The organism is Streptomyces antimicrobicus (genome assembly GCF_020532625.1).
Taxonomy (GTDB): Bacteria; Actinomycetota; Actinomycetes; order Streptomycetales; family Streptomycetaceae; genus Streptomyces; species Streptomyces antimicrobicus.
On record NZ_JAJAUY010000002.1, the window covers coordinates 23,474 to 41,294 of the forward strand.

Annotated in this window: 18 protein-coding genes; 7 read left to right on the forward strand and 11 right to left on the reverse strand. The window is 71.4% G+C overall.

Annotated features, from left to right (window positions below; genetic code table 11):
* Window positions 1-709: 709 nt before the first annotated feature.
* The gene (locus LG632_RS00800; protein ID WP_226724408.1) at window positions 710-2,116 is read left to right on the forward strand and encodes a phospholipase D-like domain-containing protein; all 1,407 of its coding nucleotides are present in this window, start codon (window positions 710-712) and stop codon (window positions 2,114-2,116) included.
* A 463-nt stretch (window positions 2,117-2,579) separates the two neighbouring features.
* On the opposite strand, the gene LG632_RS00805 is transcribed toward LG632_RS00800, so the two are convergent.
* From LG632_RS00805 to LG632_RS00825, 5 genes are all read right to left on the reverse strand, one after another.
* Window positions 2,580-2,885, reverse strand: a complete 306-nt coding sequence (locus LG632_RS00805) for a hypothetical protein (RefSeq protein ID WP_226724337.1) — start codon at window positions 2,883-2,885, stop codon at window positions 2,580-2,582.
* Window positions 2,886-3,247: 362 nt separating this feature from the next.
* Complete coding sequence (locus LG632_RS00810; RefSeq protein ID WP_226724338.1) at window positions 3,248-3,883, reverse strand: hypothetical protein; 636 nt, start codon at window positions 3,881-3,883, stop codon at window positions 3,248-3,250.
* A gap of 256 nt (window positions 3,884-4,139) precedes the next feature.
* Window positions 4,140-4,553 (reverse strand): hypothetical protein, encoded by a 414-nt coding sequence (locus LG632_RS00815; RefSeq protein WP_226724339.1) that lies wholly within the window; start codon window positions 4,551-4,553, stop codon window positions 4,140-4,142.
* An 82-nt stretch (window positions 4,554-4,635) separates the two neighbouring features.
* Window positions 4,636-5,229: a TetR/AcrR family transcriptional regulator gene (locus tag LG632_RS00820; protein ID WP_226724340.1), complete on the reverse strand. Its 594-nt coding sequence runs from the start codon at window positions 5,227-5,229 to the stop codon at window positions 4,636-4,638.
* An 81-nt stretch (window positions 5,230-5,310) separates the two neighbouring features.
* Window positions 5,311-6,201, reverse strand: coding sequence for an SDR family NAD(P)-dependent oxidoreductase (locus tag LG632_RS00825; protein WP_226724341.1), 891 nt, complete (start codon window positions 6,199-6,201; stop codon window positions 5,311-5,313).
* Window positions 6,202-7,199: 998 nt separating this feature from the next.
* Between LG632_RS00825 and LG632_RS00830 the strand changes: the two genes are divergently transcribed.
* The gene (locus tag LG632_RS00830) at window positions 7,200-7,406 is read left to right on the forward strand and encodes a hypothetical protein (protein WP_226724342.1); all 207 of its coding nucleotides are present in this window, start codon (window positions 7,200-7,202) and stop codon (window positions 7,404-7,406) included.
* A gap of 136 nt (window positions 7,407-7,542) precedes the next feature.
* Entirely contained in the window at window positions 7,543-7,725 is a 183-nt protein-coding gene (locus LG632_RS00835; protein WP_226724343.1) for a hypothetical protein, read from the forward strand.
* Between the two features lie 285 nt (window positions 7,726-8,010).
* Here the strand turns inward: LG632_RS00835 and LG632_RS00840 are convergent, their stop codons facing one another.
* Window positions 8,011-8,460, reverse strand: a complete 450-nt coding sequence (locus LG632_RS00840; RefSeq protein WP_226724344.1) for a hypothetical protein — start codon at window positions 8,458-8,460, stop codon at window positions 8,011-8,013.
* Between the two features lie 781 nt (window positions 8,461-9,241).
* On the opposite strand from LG632_RS00840, the gene LG632_RS00845 reads away from it, so the two are divergent.
* The 3 genes from LG632_RS00845 (at window position 9,242) to LG632_RS00855 (ending at window position 11,436) form a co-directional block, all read left to right on the forward strand.
* Window positions 9,242-9,472 carry a DUF397 domain-containing protein gene (locus tag LG632_RS00845; RefSeq protein ID WP_226724345.1) on the forward strand — a complete coding sequence of 77 codons (231 nt, stop codon included), beginning with the start codon at window positions 9,242-9,244 and terminating at the stop codon, window positions 9,470-9,472.
* A 290-nt stretch (window positions 9,473-9,762) separates the two neighbouring features.
* Entirely contained in the window at window positions 9,763-10,137 is a 375-nt protein-coding gene (locus LG632_RS00850) for a hypothetical protein (RefSeq protein ID WP_226724346.1), read from the forward strand.
* A 777-nt stretch (window positions 10,138-10,914) separates the two neighbouring features.
* Window positions 10,915-11,436, forward strand: a complete 522-nt coding sequence (locus LG632_RS00855) for a GNAT family N-acetyltransferase (protein WP_226724347.1) — start codon at window positions 10,915-10,917, stop codon at window positions 11,434-11,436.
* 209 nt (window positions 11,437-11,645) lie between these two features.
* On the opposite strand, the gene LG632_RS00860 is transcribed toward LG632_RS00855, so the two are convergent.
* Window positions 11,646-12,263, reverse strand: a complete 618-nt coding sequence (locus tag LG632_RS00860; RefSeq protein WP_226724348.1) for a TetR/AcrR family transcriptional regulator — start codon at window positions 12,261-12,263, stop codon at window positions 11,646-11,648.
* 95 nt (window positions 12,264-12,358) lie between these two features.
* Here LG632_RS00860 and LG632_RS00865 point away from each other — a divergent pair, with 95 nt between their 5' ends.
* The gene (locus LG632_RS00865; protein ID WP_226724349.1) at window positions 12,359-13,852 is read left to right on the forward strand and encodes a carboxylesterase/lipase family protein; all 1,494 of its coding nucleotides are present in this window, start codon (window positions 12,359-12,361) and stop codon (window positions 13,850-13,852) included.
* 286 nt (window positions 13,853-14,138) lie between these two features.
* Here the strand turns inward: LG632_RS00865 and LG632_RS30775 are convergent, their stop codons facing one another.
* The 4 genes from LG632_RS30775 to LG632_RS00885 all read right to left on the reverse strand — a co-directional run bounded on the left by LG632_RS30775 (window position 14,139) and on the right by LG632_RS00885 (window position 17,642).
* Window positions 14,139-14,366, reverse strand: coding sequence for a 4Fe-4S binding protein (locus LG632_RS30775; protein WP_308107722.1), 228 nt, complete (start codon window positions 14,364-14,366; stop codon window positions 14,139-14,141).
* A 92-nt stretch (window positions 14,367-14,458) separates the two neighbouring features.
* Window positions 14,459-15,427 carry an aa3-type cytochrome oxidase subunit II gene (gene ctaC, locus LG632_RS00875; protein WP_226724350.1) on the reverse strand — a complete coding sequence of 323 codons (969 nt, stop codon included), beginning with the start codon at window positions 15,425-15,427 and terminating at the stop codon, window positions 14,459-14,461.
* A gap of 390 nt (window positions 15,428-15,817) precedes the next feature.
* Complete coding sequence (locus LG632_RS00880; RefSeq protein ID WP_226724351.1) at window positions 15,818-17,011, reverse strand: hypothetical protein; 1,194 nt, start codon at window positions 17,009-17,011, stop codon at window positions 15,818-15,820.
* Between the two features lie 142 nt (window positions 17,012-17,153).
* A complete protein-coding gene (locus tag LG632_RS00885; protein ID WP_226724352.1) occupies window positions 17,154-17,642 on the reverse strand; it encodes a hypothetical protein in 489 nt (162 codons plus the stop codon).
* Window positions 17,643-17,821 lie beyond the last annotated feature (179 nt).

Genomic DNA, 17,821 nt, shown 5'->3' on the forward strand with positions numbered 1-17,821 from the left:
CTGCGGGGGTTGGGGGCGTGGGAGTGGGCGTGACCGCTCCTGGAGCAGGACCGCATCCGAGGGCCCCGGGCGTGACGGGCGGGGCCTTTCCCGTAGCTTCCCACCAGCCCGGACCCGCGATCGCCGAGGGACCAGCGAACGGCGCATGCGCCGGCAGGAGGACACGACGCAGCGCACCGGCGCCCGCCGGATGCCGACCTCCGAAGCGGCACTCGCCCGGCGGACGCCGCCGTCGTCGGGCCACCTCCCGCAACCGGGCCTCCCTCGCATCCGGCCGCATCGTCTGCGAAGACGAGCGCCAGCGGCGGGTGCCGTTCACCGTCCGGGGCGCCCCGGACGGTGGGCCACCAGCGCCACCTCCCGCCCGGCCTCGTGGGTAGTGGATCATGTGGCGGCGTGAGTCGTCGAGTGAAGACGACGAGGTCCGGCTCGGCCAGGCCTGTCGGGCCTGCGCGGACATCGCCCGCGCCCGGAGATCGTGCGGCGGTTCACCGACGGCCACCGGCCGCGTGCTGATGGGCCCGGCAGACCAGGGAGTCGAGGTTGGCCTCCCAGGCGATGAGCCCGGCCGCATCGCTTTCACCTGCAGCAGCGTCAGCAGCGCTGCGCGGTCCCCACGCAGGGTGGTGCGGATTGCCGACCGTCCAAGACTGGTCCAGCCCCCTCGCCGCCGATCATGTGTTCGGTATTAACTAGGCTGCACCCTGTGATGAAGATCAATATCGTCCGCGCCGCCACGGCTGCCGTCGCTGTCGCCGTCCTCGGTGCTTCCGCCCCGCTCCCGGCGGTGGCAGCCGACCCCCCGCCCCTCCCTCCCCTGTCGACAGGCCCGGTGTTCAACAACCCCGCCGGTAGCTGGGCCGAGCAGTCCCGGATCCTGATGCATCTGGAACGGCTCATCAACGGCACCCCGCAGGGCGAGACCATTCGAATCTCCCTGTACTTGTACGAGTCCGGCTATCTGCTCCCCACTCTCAAGGCCGCGCACGACCGGGGCGTCGCGGTCCAGGTGGTCCTCGACGGCGAGAGCTTGGAGGGGCCGGGGCCGGACGAAAGCCCGACCACCTCGTACGCTCGACTGCTTGCCGATCACCTGAACGCGAACGCTGCCGACGGTTCATGGCTGCGGTTCTGCAACAAGGGAGACGCCTGCCTCGCCAAGGACGAGGCGGGCGTCGCCAACGTCAACCACAACAAGTTCTTCCTCTTCTCCCGCACCACGGGCGGCGGGCCCGAGCTGAAGCAGAACGTGGTGGTGCAGTCCTCCGGGAACCTCACGGCCGTTGACAACACGAAGTGGTGGAACGATGCCATGACGGTCGTCGACAATGCGGCGCTCTACGACGCATACGTGAGGTACTTCGACCGGCAGGCCAAGGCCGCAGAGGGCGGACCACAGGACACAGACGTTCGGGAGCAGGACGCGGCGGCGGGCAACGCCAAGGTCTACTTCTTCCCGAGGCAGGAACAGGACGTGATCGTCGGCATCCTGCAGACCGTGGGGAGGGCGGCACCGGGCCAGGACACGGGCCAGCTCGACTGCGGAGGCAACACCCCGGGCGTCGCCGGCACCAAGGACGGCCGGACGAAAATCCGTGTCGCACAAGGACACTTCAACCGTCCCAGAGTCGCCGAAATGCTCTGGAAGCTGGCCGACGCCGGCTGTCACGTCGAAGTCGTCTACCGGCAGCTCGACAACACCTGGAACGTAGCCAAAACCCCTCCGTCGACGCAGCCGGGGACCGTCGTCCCGGACGATGACACCAAGCCGCGTCCTCCTCGCGTGTCGGACTGGCTGACCAGGACGACCGGCAAGGGCCGGATCGCCCTGCACCAGCTGGACAACGACGGCCGCTATGGAATCGACCCGCTCACCAAGCGGCCTTTGGGCACCAGCACCCACAACAAGATCCTTCTCGTGGAGGGCAGCTACGACGGCATCAAGGACAAGAAGATCGTCTATACGGGGAGCCACACCTACACGCAGTCCGCGCTCACACTCAATGACGAGGCACTGCTCAAGTACGACGACACGGCACCCAAGGCTCCGGTCTTCAGCGCCTACGTGACGTACTTCGATCAGCTCCGCAAGGCAGCCGCCGACGAGGGACAGTAGGCCGCAAGGCCAGGGCCGAGCACAGACCGAGGACATCTCTTCGACCAGCCGGCCCGCCGGGCAAGTCCGCCTGGCGGGTCAGCCACATCTGTAACAGATAAAACGGGGCATCATCGACATGAACAAGACGGGGCGGCAAGAGCAGCGGCTTCTAGGGCTCCGAGCGCGTCCTGAACGGTGACCTCTTCCGGGTCCTCATCGGCAAGCAATGAGCGGAGAACAGCGGGGTGGGGCCCACTTGGCGCCGCACCCCGCCCCCGCCCACGCGCCACACCCGCCGCCCCGACGGCATCCACCCGAACCAACGGCGGCCCGGTAGGTCCGGGCCTCAGCGAGCTCGTCGCAGGAGTTCGAACTTCGGGGCCGACGTTACCCACACGCTTGACGAAGAACATGGAGGCCCCCTGCGGCGGGAAGCCCCGGCGAGGGAGGCGGGCGGGATGAGGGACCAAGGAGCCGGCCGTCAAGCCGTGGGGGGTCGGCCGCCCCATCGCCCACGCAGAACCTCGGCCCAGTCGCCGGCTTCCGGACCCGGATCCTCCCACGGCGGCACCGGATCGGGAGCCGTCTCGATCAGGTGCACGAGCGTCCAGACGGCGCCGTAGCAGTCGTCGGGGCCGAAGCACGTGGCCAGAGCCGCGGCCTCTTCGGACGTGACAGGGCGGGAGATCGCCGTCAGCTGGCGTTCACGCCGGTCGATCTCTTCCTCGCTCGCGTCCCAGTCGGGAAGCGGTCCGTCCGCAACGAACGCCTGCACTTCGGGCCTCATGACCGAATGGTCCTCTCCCCCGGCGCCCCAGGACAAGCTGCGCCGTTCTGCTCCACGCGGTGCGTGTTCGTGCTTGGTGGGGCGCTGTCGGGAAGCGGCCGCTTCATCGAACAGGACCCGTGCCAAGAGGCAGTGATGGAGTTGGCCGAGCATCGGGTTGAACAGGTGTCGCAGAGATACGATGTGCGGCCTCGACCACCGCGCTCACCAAGCCCCGGCGACCTCGCCGCGGCGGAGTGGAGAGCCCGCCACCGGTTCCGCTCCGGACGCCTTGGGCTCCGCGAGTCGACTCACAGAGCCCAAAGGCGTCCCACGGCTCACGAGGCCACCCGCTCACCCATCACGTAGCGCGCAGGTGGCTCCTAGCGGCTCCTGCTCACGCACCGCTCCAGCAGTTCGTCGGCGGCGTCTTCGTCGAGGCCGAGCCCGGCTGCCACCTCTGCCGGATCGAGGCGCTGTGCGTCCCGGGCAGGCCGGTACGCGCTGCGCCGAGCCATGATCTCCAGGGTGCGGGCGGCCTTCAGGGCGGCGAGGGGTGAGGTGTCGGCGAGGTCTTCGAGGTGGGTGTTCAGGGTCTGCAGGAGGGTGTCGAGTTCGGCGGGGAGGGGGATGGTGGACTCGGTGACGGTGGCGATGTGGGCGTCCCAGTCCTCGCGGCAGTCCTCCGCCTGCTGCATGCCCGCTTCGCGGAACGCACGCCCGTCGTCGTCCTGGTCCTCGTCTTCATCGCCGAAGGCGGCGGGGGCGGGGTCCAGGGTGCGGGGAGTGCCGGTCCACCCGCAGGAGCACTCCCCGCGCAGGGAGTGCGCCCGCGGCCGGGGGGTGTAGGGGCCCTGGCCGTCGTAGACGCTCCAGTGCGTCACCTCCCAACCGGACCCGCCGGAGTTGGAGTCGAAGTACACCGGCCTCGGGACCGTACCGTCGGCCAGGAGTACCCCTACACGGCCCTCATGCGCACGCCCGTACTCCTCGGCGGTCCACGTCTCGTCCCTCTTCACAGCCGCTCCACCTGCCTGGGCCGCCAGGCGCGGACCCTCGGCGACGAGCGTGCCGTACCAGTCGAGGAGGCCGGGTGGCAATCGGCGAAACCAGGCCCATTCGGGGGAGATGGTTCTCAGGTCCGGTTCGGCATGCGGAAGGTCGCCACCCTCGCCGTCCCCGGCTTCGCTGCCGGGCACGCTGACGACCTGCCGGGGCCGCAGGCGCAGGCCGACGGCGGGCAGTTGTGCACCGTCGGCAGGAGTTGGCGCTCTGCTACGGTGCGGACGTTTTGGTGAGCTTCGGCAAGGGCTTTCCGTCCGGATCCGGACGGAACTCCACCGCTCCTCGTCCGACCGGGTAGAGCTGGACGCCGGCCACCTTGCGGAGCCCGTCGCCGTCGATCGACAAGTAGATGAAGTCGCTCGACGCCTGGTCATCGAGGAACTCCCATCGGCCACTGAAATCGGCGGGGTCGGAGTTCAGGTCCGTTGACACGGCGGTGGCGGAGAACCTGCCGTCGGGCTGGAGCACGAGCTCGGCCCCCGTCTTGGCGTTGCGGTACGTCCCGGGCAGCTCGTCGGGATCGACGGAGGCTGCACACCCTGAGACGAGCAGCGCAGAAGCCGTCAGGGCGGCGCAGAGCCACCATCCGGCCGCTCTCCTGGTCGCCGCAGTTCCCGTACGCATGTTCACAGAGATCCCCCCCAGAGGTTGCACGTCCGGCCCTGCGGCCGCACCCCCTCATTTGAACATGCTCAAAAATGTGGGCTCACCTCGGGTCCCCCTTCACGTTCGCCGGGGTGGCCCGCATGCCGCCGAGCAGCGTGGTCAGGTAGCGGCGGGCGGTGTCGATCCGGTCGGCGGACGTGCCGCCGTGGACGTCGACAGCGTGGGCGATGCCGCACATGAGCGGAACGAGGTCGGCGGCGACGACGTCGGGGCGGACCGCTCCGGCCTCGCGGGCCCGGTCCAAGAGCGTACCGCCGGCCGACCGGAGCGACTTCTTGAGTTCGGTGGTCCGCGGGAGTGCGTCTGTGTCGGTGGCGGTCACCGGCGCGAGGGAGGCGTCGGTGACCTGTGCTTCGACGACACGCAGCAGGAAGCCCTCGAACGCGCGCCACGCATCGGTGTCGGCCAGCGCCTGCTCACCGTGCGCGGCGAGGCCTTCCAGGCAGGGAGTGGCGACGACCTCCAGCAGCGCCTCGGGGGTGGCGAAATGCCGGTAGACGGTGCCGACTCCCAGGCCGGCGCGGCGCGCGACGTCGTTGAGTTGCAGCGGCGCGCCCTGGTCGACCAGGGCGCGGGCGACGGCGACGATCCGGTCCCGGTTGCGGGCCGCGTCCTTGCGTAGGGCTGTCGTCATGAGGGGCATCCTAATCGGATGGCTCATCCGGATGGTCGGGGCGCCCGCGCCCGCGCCCTGCGCCGCTCGCGGCGCCGGAGGTCAGGGGGCGGTGAGCGGTGCGTGGCGTTCGCTGAGCAGGCGGACGGCTTCGGCGACGCGGGGGTCGGCCGCCGTGCGGAGCGGCTCGACGGGGCGCGCCCGGGGGCCGATGACGATGCCGGTGCGGCCGGTGAGTGCGTCGTCGGTGGCAGCGGTGATCGAGGGCCGGGCGGCCACGGCCGCGGGGCCCGAGGTCGAGCGGGCGAACGTGCGGCGCACCAGCGGCCACAGCAGCCGCAGGGCGGGCGAGACGATCCGGGGGTCGGTCAGGGTGCCGTTCGTCATGTCGGTCGCCGCTCCTCCGGGGTCGGCTGCGAAGACCGAGACGCCGGTGCCGTCCAGCCGCTCGGCCAGGTCCAGGGTGTAGGCGAGGTTGGCGAGCTTGGCGCGGCCGTACCAGTGGAAGCCGTAGTAGCCGCCGGGCGGCTCCACGGCGTCGAACACCCGCTTGGCGAGGGCTACCGCGCCCGAGGTGACGTTCACGATCCTGCTCGGCGCCCCGGCCGTCAGCGTGGGCAGCAGGAGTTCTGTCAGCAGGTACGGCGAAAGGTGGTTGACGACGAACGACGCCTCGACCCCGTCTACGGCCTGGCGGACCGGGAACATGGCCCCGACGTTGTTGACCAGTACCGTCAGCGGTTCACCCGCGGCGGCGCGGTCGGAGGCGATGCGGTCGGCGAGCGCGCGTACCTCCTGCAGCGAGGCGAGGTCGGCCCGGAGGAACCGGGCTCGGCGGCTCGGGTTCTGCGCGTCGATGCGGTCGACCGCTCGGGCGCCCCGCTCCGCGTCGCGCCCGACCACGGTGACCGAGAACCCGGCAGCGGCCAGCCCCAGCGCCGTCTCCAGACCGATGCCGGCCGTTCCGGCCGTCACGACAGCTGTCTTCCCCATGCGCGTTCCTCCACCCCGAGCAGACATTCGGATACTTCATCCGCTTGAGGGGAACGGTAACACGATCGGATTACCTATCCGGTTGAGGTGGCGAGCGAGTGCGGGTGGCCCACGCCGTGCGGACCCGCTGCAGGCTCGCCCGGGAAGACCTGGCCACGTGCGCCGGCGGACGTCGACCGCGCCCTTCCCGGCCCCCGTGCGGCCTCAGCGCGGCCGCGGCCGCGGCGGCAAGGCCGAACGGGATCTGCGCCGACGAGCACCACCCGCTCCCCCGCAGCCCAGGAGCGGGCCGCGGCCCAGGTCCTGCCGATCGGCGCGCCGCGGTGAACACGCTGCCGATCGTGGTCGAGGACGTACCGGCCATCAGCGCACCTCGTTCAAGTACCGGGACGCCGGTGTCCTGTCCGACGACGGCTGCGACGCGCGCGCCGAGGTGCTGCTGACCGAGATGTCCGAGGCTGGGGAGTATCTGGGGGTCGGGGCCATTGCGTTCCAGCAGCGACGGGATCGGGCCCGGCGGCAGCCGGGCGGCTGCGGGACCGGATCAGGCTTCGGGGCCGGAGCCGAAGCCAAATCCGGGCGGGCATGCGCCGGGGCAGCCATCGATCGTGCCCGCGTCCACGCAGACCTCGTCTCCGGCGCGCAGCGGGACGCCGCCTGCCTGGTCCCCACCGAGCTCGTCACCAACGCCGTCCGGCACGCCCCGGACCCCGCCCCCTCGACGTCGGCTGGTCACAGGACGGGGGCGACATCGAGGTCAGCGACACCAGCCACGCCCCACCGCACCCATGCCCGGAGTCGGGAAGTCGTCGGGGCGAGGGGTGAGCGGCGCCCCGCCGCGGCCGTGCGCACGGCCCGCCAGGCCACCGACGGGCGCGCCACCTCATGACGTCCCTGCCGTCGAGTTGCTCGCCGCCGTGCGCCACCTGGTGCGCCACCCTGCGCCGGAACGGCAGAACGAGGCCGACCGCGTCCGGGACGCGTGCGGTATCCCCGTCATGCCTGGCGAAAGCCTGCGTGAGTTCCTCGACACCCGCCCCGCAGTCCTGGACGTCACCGACTCCCTCCACGGCGCCGCCATCGCCCTCACCGCGCTCCCCGCCACCGGCGACATGTCGAACAGCAGCGCCCGGTGCCCGTCGGCAGGCACATCCCCCGAGCGGCCGCCCGACCCGAACCCCAGGCCGCCGACCGGCTCGACGTAGACATGCGCCGGTCTCGGACCCGGCGCGGGGTCGTCCTGGTCGACCGGCCGGCGTTGGACTTTCATGATCACTGCCCGATCCGTAGGCTGGCCCGACACGGAAGCAGATCGATCAACGAGGGGGTCACATGGGCAACTTGAGCAACAGCATCGCATCGAAGTACAGCGACCTGGCGTGGCGGCACAGCGAGAAGGCCAACGAGGCCTTCCAGAACTGGACGCTCCGCAAGGAGCAGAAGGACCACGCCGAGGCGATGCTCCACGCCCAGATGGCCACCATGTACGCGGGCATGGCCACCGCCGCGAAACTGGGCAACTAGGCACCGCGCACTGCGGACGCACCGGGCCGGCGGGCAGCGCCCGGCACGTCCCCTGCTTGTACAGAAGCCCTTTCCGCTGTGGGGCGGTGCCGCCGAAGGAGGCAACCCCCGACCCCGATCCGGGTTCCGGAGCGGCGCAGCGTACACGGCCCTTCCTCGGCCGGCCTCGGGCGCCCCCACATCACCGGCTCGGCACGCGGCGGCCGCCGCCCCCACAGGAGCGACGGCCCGACGGAGGCCGAGGGAACCGGCCGCTGTCGCGTTCAGATGGTGGTGCGAGCGGCTTCAGGCGAGGTGGACGGTGTGGCCGCTTTCCCGGCCGAGCCAGATCGTGGCCTCGCCGTCCAGCGCCACAGCGTGCAGGCGCAGGGGCTTGCCGGAGGCTTCGACGACGACCTCGGCGCGCTCCAGGCACCAGTTGTCGTCGTCGTAGGGGTGGGGCTCGAAGCGGATGTAGACCGGGTGGGGCTTGACCTCGGCCAGCGGGATGTTCTGCGGGTCGTTGATGGGTGCGTCCAGGACGTTGGGGTCGCCTCCGAAGACGAAGGTGTTGCTGTCGCCGGGCTGGAAGGGCACCTTGTTGCCGGCCAGGCGGCAGGAGAACTCCCGGCCGGCGATGCCGAGGTAGACCTTGCTGTCTCCCTCCACCCCGACCCGCCGCTTGAAGGTCCGCTCCCCGCGCTCCTGCGTCGCCGTCTGGAGCGTCACGGTGATCTTCTTGATCGTCTCTGACATGACAGTTCCTCCTGTAGGGGGTTGCTGCGCACCTGGGGACGTGGGCCGCCGGGACCGCTTCACCGGGCGGGCCGTCATCCAGCCCTGGGCAGGTGTGCGCATAACTCGGCGGGCTCACGGCGGTGGCAGGCCGCCGGTCACTGGGCCGGTGTGTAGGTCAGGGTGGTGTTCGGGCAGCCTGCAGGCGTGGCGAGGCAGGGTCTCCCGCTTCGGGTTCCGGGCCCCTGCCGGTACGCGCCGCACCAGGGGCAGGACCGGCAGGGCCCCGGCGGCTGCCGTCGGACCACGCCGAACACTCCTGATCACGCCACCGGTTCTACCGGGCGCACCCGCTCCGACCCGAACACCGTTACCGGCCACTCACCCCGCCGGAGGACCCGGTCCACCGCAGAAACGCCACTTCACACCCCCACACAGCCCTCACCGCGAGCAGACGTCGGCTCTGCGGTTCAACCGCTCCGGCGAGAACGACCCTCAGCCGGCCGCCGCCGGGTGCCCTACCCCAACCGGGGCATCCCACCGACGGCGCGCAGCGAAGCCCATGGCCACACGCAGGAAGGTGAAGTGGCGTCACGTCCGCACCGTGCGTACGCCCTCGATCATCTCCGAGGCGAACGGCGATGCCAGCACCCGCGGCCCCCGTTCTCGCGGCCCGGACACCCCCGGCACCCGGCGTCGCCCTGTGGCGGGTGCGGTCGCACGAGCGGCCCCTGCCACCTGGCACGGCAGGGCGCCCGCGGCGAGGCTGGGCCGGGGGCCCGCTTCCGAAGGAGACCTGATCATGGCCGCTGACACCCCGGACATCTACCGTCGCACGGACCTGAGCCGCGCCGTTTGGCACAAGAGCAGCCGCAGCAACGCGGGAGAGATGTGCCTGGAGGTCGCATTCCTGGACGAAGGTACCGTCGCTCTGCGCGACTCCAAGGACCACAGCCGTCCCGCGCTGCTGTTCAGCCAGGGCGAATGGGCCGCTTTCACGGCCGGGGTCCGAGACGGCGAGTTCGACCGGTAGACGCACTGCGCCCGCCGATGCGGCCCGCGGTCATCCACCGGGTGACCGCGGGCCTCTGCGGAGGGCCCGCCGCCGCCGTCCGGGGTTGGGGAAGGTCACGGCCGTGACCGCTGGCCGGCCGAGCCACCTCCTGCTTGGCTGCCGACCAGGCGGAACTCATGCGGAGGGCATTCACTCCTGCGTGTGAACGGCTTTTCGAGTGTCGTGCCGTTGAACGCTGCCGCGCACCGGGCGCCTGCATCATGAGCGCGAAAAACCCGGCCACCGGCCCCCACTGAATGGAGTTCCCCATGCGCGCACGCACCGCGCTGCTGGCTGTCGCGAGTGCCTTCGCTCTCGGTCTGTCCGGCCCCGTCTCCGTGTCCGCGGCCACGCACATGGACGTCGACGGCGCCTTCCACTACTACTACAACGACGCCGGATCCGGTGTGAGGATGCTCGGCACCCTGAACGAACCGCCCCAGGCCGAATGCGTCAGCCTCTTCGACGGGCAATGGGAGCTCTACGGGTACGCCCCGCACAACAGCACCAACGCGGTCGCCGAGATCTGGGCCGACAGCACGGAATGCCAGGGACTCCCGAGCCGCGTCCTCCTGCCGAACGGTGAACAGCAGCCGGACTCGGTCCAGGTCAAGTCGGTGAAGTTCAGGCTGCCCCTTCCGTAGGCGACGCCCCGGCCGCCCCGGTACAAGCAAGGCCGAGACCGCTGTACCGGGGCCGGCCGGCGCGACAGCACCGCGACCCGATGCTCTGACGCCGTGTCCCCCCTGGAGGACCGTCCCCGCCGGCGGCGGGTTCACGAAGGGCTACCGGCTCGCGCGGAGTCGGCGTGGGGAGCGCAGTGCCGCGCTCGCGGGCCAGGTGTCGGGGTGGCAGCGGTCCGGGTGGGTGAGGAGCAGAGCCGCTGGAGGGGGACGTGTTCGAGGGCGGTGGAGAAGGTGCCGCTCGCGTCCCGCACGACGGTGTCGATGTCACGGTGGCTGGTGACGACCCAGACGTCGAGTTCCGGGTCGTGGTGGACGGGGTGCTCGCGGTGCAGGTGCGTGTAGAGGCCGCCCGGCTCGCCGCCCCCCTGTGCAGTGATCGCGCCCGGGGTGACGGCCGTCGTTGAAGCGGTCGGTGCCGGTGGCGACGGGGGCGCGCAGGGCGGGCAGCAGCGCCTGGCGCAGCTCGGCGAGCCGCGGGTGTCCGGTGTTCCAGAACTCGGCGAGCAACTCGGCGGGCGTCCATGCCGAGCCAGCCCTTCCGGCTCAGCTCGTGCGGGTCCCGGTAGGCGGCGGGCAGCGGGTAGGGGCCGGCCGGCGCGTGGGCGGGTACGGCGGGGCCGCCGGGCTTGAGCGCGTACAGGAACAGTGCTCCTCGGTCGTCAACCGGAGGTGGGGCGTGGTCCGGTCGGATAATCCGCGTGCGGTCCGGCGTCCCGCGTGATAATCCTCCCTGCCATGGACGATCTTGTAACAGCGCGGCTCGTGCTTCACCCGATGACCGTCGACGACGCTGAGCGCGTGGTGGCGGGCGAGTCGGACAGCGGTGCCCCTTGGGCGCCCGGCTACCCCACCGACGGGGATGTGTCCGCCGCCAGGCGCTACCTGGACACCTGCGCGAACACCGGTGACCCCCAGCCGTTCGGCAACTACGAGATCCGTCTGCGCGAGGACGGCCTGGCGATCGGCGGCGTGGGCTTCCACGGACCTGCGGACGCCAACGGCAGCGTCACGATCGGCTACGGCCTCGTCCCGTCGGTGCGGGGCAAGGGGTACGCCGCCGAAGCCCTCCGCGGACTGCTGTCGTTTGCGCGCTCACGCGGCGTGACCTGTGTGAAGGGCGACGCCGACCACGACAACATCGCGTCCCAGCACGTCATGTCGGCAGCCGGGATGCGGCCGGCCGGACAGGACGAACGCGTCAGGTATTTCGAGATCGCCTGGACCGACACGGCGACAGAGGCTGACCCACGCTCCTAGGCGCCACTTTCGCGGCCTCTCCCCCGCGCGCGGCCACGGGTCACCGCGGGCAGCTCGGGCCGGTCCCGTCCTGATGGGGCGGACGGCTGGACGGCTGGGTGGCTCGGGGGCGCAGTCGCGTCGGCATCCGCGGGCCGGGCACGGCGCCGGGCGAGTGGTTGCCCGTGGCCGGCTACCGCCGACGCCGTTGCGTCGTGCTTGCCTCGGTGTCAGTCGCGGCCCGGCCCGTCCTCGGTTTCGAAGAGCCGGTCCAGGTAGCGCTCCACGGCTTCGAGCGCGGCGGCGGGGGTGACCGCATCGAGTTCCAGCAGTGTGGTGAAACCGGTGAGGGCCAGCAGGAGGTTCGTCTCCAGCACCGGGTCGCGGTCCGGCTCGATGTACCCGTCGGCGATCGCCTGCCGCACCACCTGCTCGACCATTGCGCGGCCCTGGAGGAGTCCGTCGCGGGCCCGCGCGTGGAGCTCCTCGTCGTGCAGCGCTTCCAGTACGTACGCGGCGCTCATCCGGCTCTGGGCGCGTGCATCGGCGTGCAGGGGCAGGAGCTCGACCAGCATCACCCGCAGCACCTGCCGGGGGTGCGGGGGCTCGGGCAGCTCCGCCAGTGCCCGGCCGACTCGCAGCGCGGTCTGTTCGCCGGCGAAGTCCATGGCGAAGGAAAGCATCGCCGCTCGGGAGCGGAAGTAGTGCTGGAGCTGGCCGAGCGAGATGCCGGCTTCCTGGGCCACGTCACGCATGGTCAGGTGCCTGACGCCCTGCTGTTCCACGACCCTCCACAGCGCTCGCGCGATGGTCTCACGACGCTGCCGGTGATCGACCTGCTTGGGCATGGGCTCGGCTGCTCCTTCGGTCTCTCCCTTTTCCAATACAGTTGACATAATACATCTGACTTACAAAGCTGGGATGCCCGAAGGGGAGTACGCGCGTGTTCGAGCAGCAGCCCGTCGTCCGCACCACTGGAGGAATCGTCCGCGGCTTCGTGGACCGGACAGCCGCGGTCTTCCGCGGCATCCCCTACGCCCGACCGCCGGTCGGGGCGCTCCGCTTCGCCGCTCCCGCGCCGCCCGAGCGTTGGGAGGGCGTACGCGCGACGTGCGAGTTCGGCCCCCGTGTCCCGCAGTCCGGTCCGCTGCCGGCGGACCCCTCACCTCAGGGGACCGACTGGCTCACGCTGAACGTCTGCACCCCGGATCCCGGCCGGGCCGGGCTGCCGGTGCTGGTCTGGATCCATGGCGGCGGGTACATCTCGGGGAACTCCGGCGACCCGCTGTACGACCCGGTCGCTCTCGCCCGGGCAGGACTGGTCGTCGTGAGCGTGAACTACCGTGTCGGTGCGGAGGGGTTCGCTCACTTGGACGGCGCCCCGGCCAACCGGGCGTTCCTCGACCAGATCGCGGCCCTGCGGTGGGTGCGGCGCAACATCGCCCGGTTCGGCGGCGACCCCGACCGGGTGACCGTCGCCGGACAGTCCGCCGGTGCGGGGTCTGTCGCCGCACTGCTGACCATGGACACGGCACGCGGTCTGTTCCGCCGGGCCATCGCCCACAGCGTCCCGGGCAACCTCTGCACCCCGGCCCTGGCCGCCGAGGTCAGCGTCGAGCTCGCCCGGCTGCTGGGTACCGGATCCACCGCCGCCGCCCTGGCCGAGACGGACCCGTGGCACCTGGCCGCGGCGGTCACCGACCTGGGGGCGGCCCTGCCGCAGCACCTCCCGCGCTGGGGCCGGCTCGCGGCGAGCGGCATCGCGACCGTTCCCGTCGTCGACGGCGACGTCCTCTCCGCTCCGCCCTGGTCCGCCTTGGCTTCCCGGCGAGCCGAGGGCGTCGACCTGCTCGTCGGTCACACCCGCGACGAGTTCCGGTTGTTCAGTGTCCTCAGCGGACGGCACGGCACCTTCACCGGCGAGGAGGCCAGCCATCACCTGGAGCTGTTCGCACCCCCGTCCGGGCCGGCCGGCTACCGCGCCGCGCACCCGGAGGCCACCCCCTCGGACCTGCTCGAAGCTGTCAGCTCCGACGCACTGTTCCGCATACCCTCGCTCCACCTGGCAGAGGCCAACACCACGGCCGGCGGCACCTTGTACCTCTTCGAACTCGCGCTGCCCGCCCCGGCGATGAACGGCGCTCTCGGCGCCTGCCACGGCCTGGACCTCCCTCTGGCGTTCGGCACCCTGAGCAGCCCCATGGGCGAGCAGTTCCTCGGCACACCACCCGCGCCGGAGGTCGTCCAGGCCTCGCGCGAGTTGCAGGAAGCCTGGGTCCGCTTCACCACTACCGGCGATCCCGGATGGCCCGCTTTCACCCCCCGGCATCAGCTCACCCGGGTCCTGGACGTCCACTCCACCACCACCCGCTATCCCGAGCAGAGCTCCCGCGACATCTGGGCCGGCCACCCCCTGACCGCTTACGACATCCTCTGACAAAGGCCCGGCAGACCTCCGCGGAGGCCGCCCCGTGCTCCCCCGCCACGCAGGCCCCGGCCGGCTTCCCGCTCCTGGCCGGCTGCGGGACCGGCGGAGCGCGGGTCCGGCGGAGCGCGGTCGACACCCGACACCATGACATCGGGCAGCGGCACTTCATCATGTTGAGGGGTGGGCCGGGTCGCCGCGGCGCGGGGCTCGGATACGAGGCTCGGGACACTCCGCTGACCGAAAGGGGTCGGTCCGCTACTTCCGTGCACGACTTCCAGCGCGACGCCCGGGCCTGTCACGTACCCGACCGTGCCGCCCTGGAGCGCATGCAGGCCGCTCTGGTCTGGCACGCGAGACGGTCGTAGAAGCCCACACACTCCGAGCAGGCACTCGGATTGGTCACATAGATCTCGTCCTCCTCCGAAATCGCCTCGTTCGGGCACTCCGGCTCGCAGGCGCCGCAGTTGATGCAGTCCTCGGTGATCACCCGGCGGCGCCCACGACAGAACCGCTCGCCCGTCACGACCGTGCGTCCGCCGTGCCCGGGTCGGCGAGGGCCTCACCCCCGGCACTTGTGGGACATGACTGCGCTGCGGCAGGGACCGGAAACGGGAGTTACAGCTTGCGGGGTTCGTTGTTCCGGGCCGGGTCCGTGATGCTGATGCCCGCGGGGATGAAGCCGCGCTGGCCCCTGGCGGCCAGTCCTCTCAGGTGCTGCCGGTAGCGCTCGGGGGAGACGACCTTCACGTTGAAGAGCATCCGGGAGTGGTCGACGCCGCAGAGTTCGGCGCACTTGCCCCTGAAGGTGCCCTCCTCGCTGGGTGTCACCTCGAAGACGTTGACGTTGTGGCCGGGGAAGACGTCCTGCTTCATCAGGAACGGCAACACCCAGAAGGAGTGGATCACGTCGGTGGACGTCAGGATGAACCGGACCTTCTCGCCCTTGGGCAGCCACAGGGTGGGACCCGGGTTGCCGGTCTGCGGGTTGCGGATGCCGGGGACCCCCACGTCGTGGACGCCCTCGGCCCCTGCCGGGAAGGTGTTGATGTGCCGGTCCGGAACGATCTGAAGGTTCCGGTCGGCCTTCGCGTCACCGGTGGCGGCGTTGCCGTCCACGTCCTCGATGTAGTTGAAGCCCCAGCTCCACTGGAACCCGACCACGTTGATGGTGTGGGCCGGCTTCTTGCTGAGCTCCAGGAGCTGGGCCTCGTCGCGGGCGGTGAAGTAGAAGAGGACCGAGACGATGATCAGGGGAACCACGGTGTACAGCGCCTCGATGGGCATGTTGTACCGGGTCTGCGGGGGAATCTCGACATTCGTCCTGGTACGCCGGTGGAAGATGACCGCCCACATGACCAGCCCCCACACCAGCAGGCCGACGACGAGCGCGGCCGCCCACGAGCCCTGCCACAGGGAGAGGATCCGAGGAGCCTCTTCCGTGACCGGGGTCGGCATCCCCAGACGGGGGAAGTCCCGCCATGTGCAACCGGAAGCGGTCGCCAGGACCAGGACAGCGGCCAGCACCCGCACCGGCCTGCGCCGCAGGAGACCCCGCAGAGGGCGGTCACAGCGGTTGAGATTCATGTAGCGCCTTCCCGAGGCTTCTGCCGGTGGAGCGGACGTCGACGGCGGCCGACTCGCGCGCGGTCGCCGACCCGACGCCGGCAGGACGTACGGAGCCTTATGCCGACAAAACACTACTGGTCACGCTCGGCCGTCGCATGGAACGCGCCGCTGCGGTTGGTCTGGCTGGCCCAGGGCCCTTGACCAGGCCACTGGTCGGGCAGCCCGCCATCGGCCGCTGGCAGCAGGACGGGAGGCGGCACGAGTGTGCGCCCTCCCCCGGACGCTGAGAGCGGCCTGGCGAAGTGCGGACGGCCGACGGCCGGGCGGGGGCGGGCGTGGTCCGGGTCGAGGAGGAGGGGGCGTACGGGGGGGGCGGCCCGGATGGTCGGTCGGCGAGCGCGGGCGTCTTTAGAACGGGAGTTCCAGGGAGTAGCCGTTCTCGTCCCGGGTGACGGCGGTCGGCTTCGGTCGGGCGGTGCGCTGTTCGACCACGGTGGGGTGGACGGCGATCGCTTCGTCGACGCGGCCGGGGCCGGCGAGGGCACAGGCCCGCCAGTGGTGCTGGAACTCCTCGTGACCGTGGTGCGGCACGACGCTGGGGTGCTCGACCAGGTAGAGCACGTCCTGGGGGCGGTCGAGGAGCGAGACGAGTGGTGCCAGGAGGTTGGAGCAGTCGTACCAGCCGAAGCCTGGTTCGGCCACGGTGATCGCGTCGTCCAGCCGCCCGTCGCGCAGCAGGGTCGCGGAGAGCCAGGCGCGGTGGCCGACCCAGTCGTCGGCGGCGATGGCCTCCCGCACCGCCGCCTCGGCCTCTTCTGCCCTTCCCCGGTCGCGCAGGGCTTGAGCGTAGACGGCCAGGACGACACGCGCGTCGCCTCCGGCGGCCAGCTCGCGCAGGGCGTCGAGCCGGCCGTGGCGTGCCAGCAGCTCGGCGTAGGCGGTCAGGGTGTCCTGCCCGAGGAAGTGACGACCGGCTATGTCCCGGCCGAGGAGCCGGATCGCCTCGTCGACCCGGCCCGCGCGCTCGAGCACCCGGGCCTGGAGGCCTTGCGCCTGCGAGAACGGGTGGTTCCACCGGCCTTGGCCGCGTGCCCCGCGCGCGCTTCGCGCGCGGGGGGCGATCAGCTGGAGCATCCGCTCGTCACGGTCCCGGCCCTCTGTGATCTCCACCAGGACCGGCAGGATCCACGGTTCGTCCAGGTGCGGGACGAGCAGGTCGATGGCCTCGTCGATGCGTCCCGCTGCGGCGAGCAGCTCGGCGAACGCGCGACATGTGGTCGCCGAGGCGCGGCCGGCCTCGTCCGGACGGACCAGATCCAGGGCCTCCTCCGTCCGGCCGGCCCGGAGCAGGATGTCGGCCTGCGCCCACAGGGCGTCGCGCCACCCGGTCGCGACGAAGGGCTCCATCACCCGCAGCGCCCGACCGAACTCCTCCGTCCGGCACAGCGCCTGCGCCGCGCCCTGCGCGCAGAACCACTCACCGCGCTCCACCGCCGCCCGGATCACCAGGTCCAGGTGGCCCTGCTCCAGCAGCAGGTCCACCATGCGCGGCGGAAGACCGCCGAAGTGGCGCGCCTGCCATTCAAGATCGTCCACGTTCACGGGGGCGAGCGTAAGGGTGCCCCCTGACATCCCGTGGGCGGAAGCCTCATGGACGGCCTGTGCGTCGGCGCATGCCGGCGGGGGGCTTGCGGCTGCCCGGCAGCTGAGGCCCTCGGAAGGTGCCCGACATGCGGAGGGCCTGCTACTCAGCGACCTCCTGAGCACTCCCCTGGCGTGTGGCGCCGGCTGCGGCCACCACCCAGCCTGCCACCCACAGCGCGCCCACGGCGAGTGCCGCGGCAGCCGCTCCGGCATCGGGGGGCGGGGCGCCCAGGCCGGGAGCCAAGCCCGTTGCCCGCGCGGCGAAGCCGATGACGCCGGACCCGACCATCAGGATGCCGGCCCAGGAGACCAGCAACACGCCCCGCCGGATCCATCGGCCGGCCGGTGGACGGACCAGCAGCAGGGCGACCAGCGCCATCAGCAGGCCGAGAGCGGCGTTGCCCAGTTGCGCCGCCGTGACATCGCCGATGGACGCGTACGCCTCGGGCGGGGCGGGGAATCCCGGCATGCCCAGTTCACCGGACCGCGCGAGGTCGACCTTGCTGAGGGTGTAGGCGAGCGCACCCGCGCACGCAGTGAGGGCGCCGGCCCGCTGCGCCCGCGTCCGCTTGCTCGTTGCCGTGTTCATGACTCCATCCTGGTAGGGAGCCCGCAGTGCCGCGTCCCCCGGCCGAACCGTCCGCCTCCCCCGTCCGGGGGAGGGACCACGAACCGGTGCCGTCCGCGTGGCTCAGGTGGCGTGTGGCGAAGGTGGCGTGTTCCGACTGCGGCGCCCGCCGGGGACGCGGCTCGCACGTGAGCGTCCCT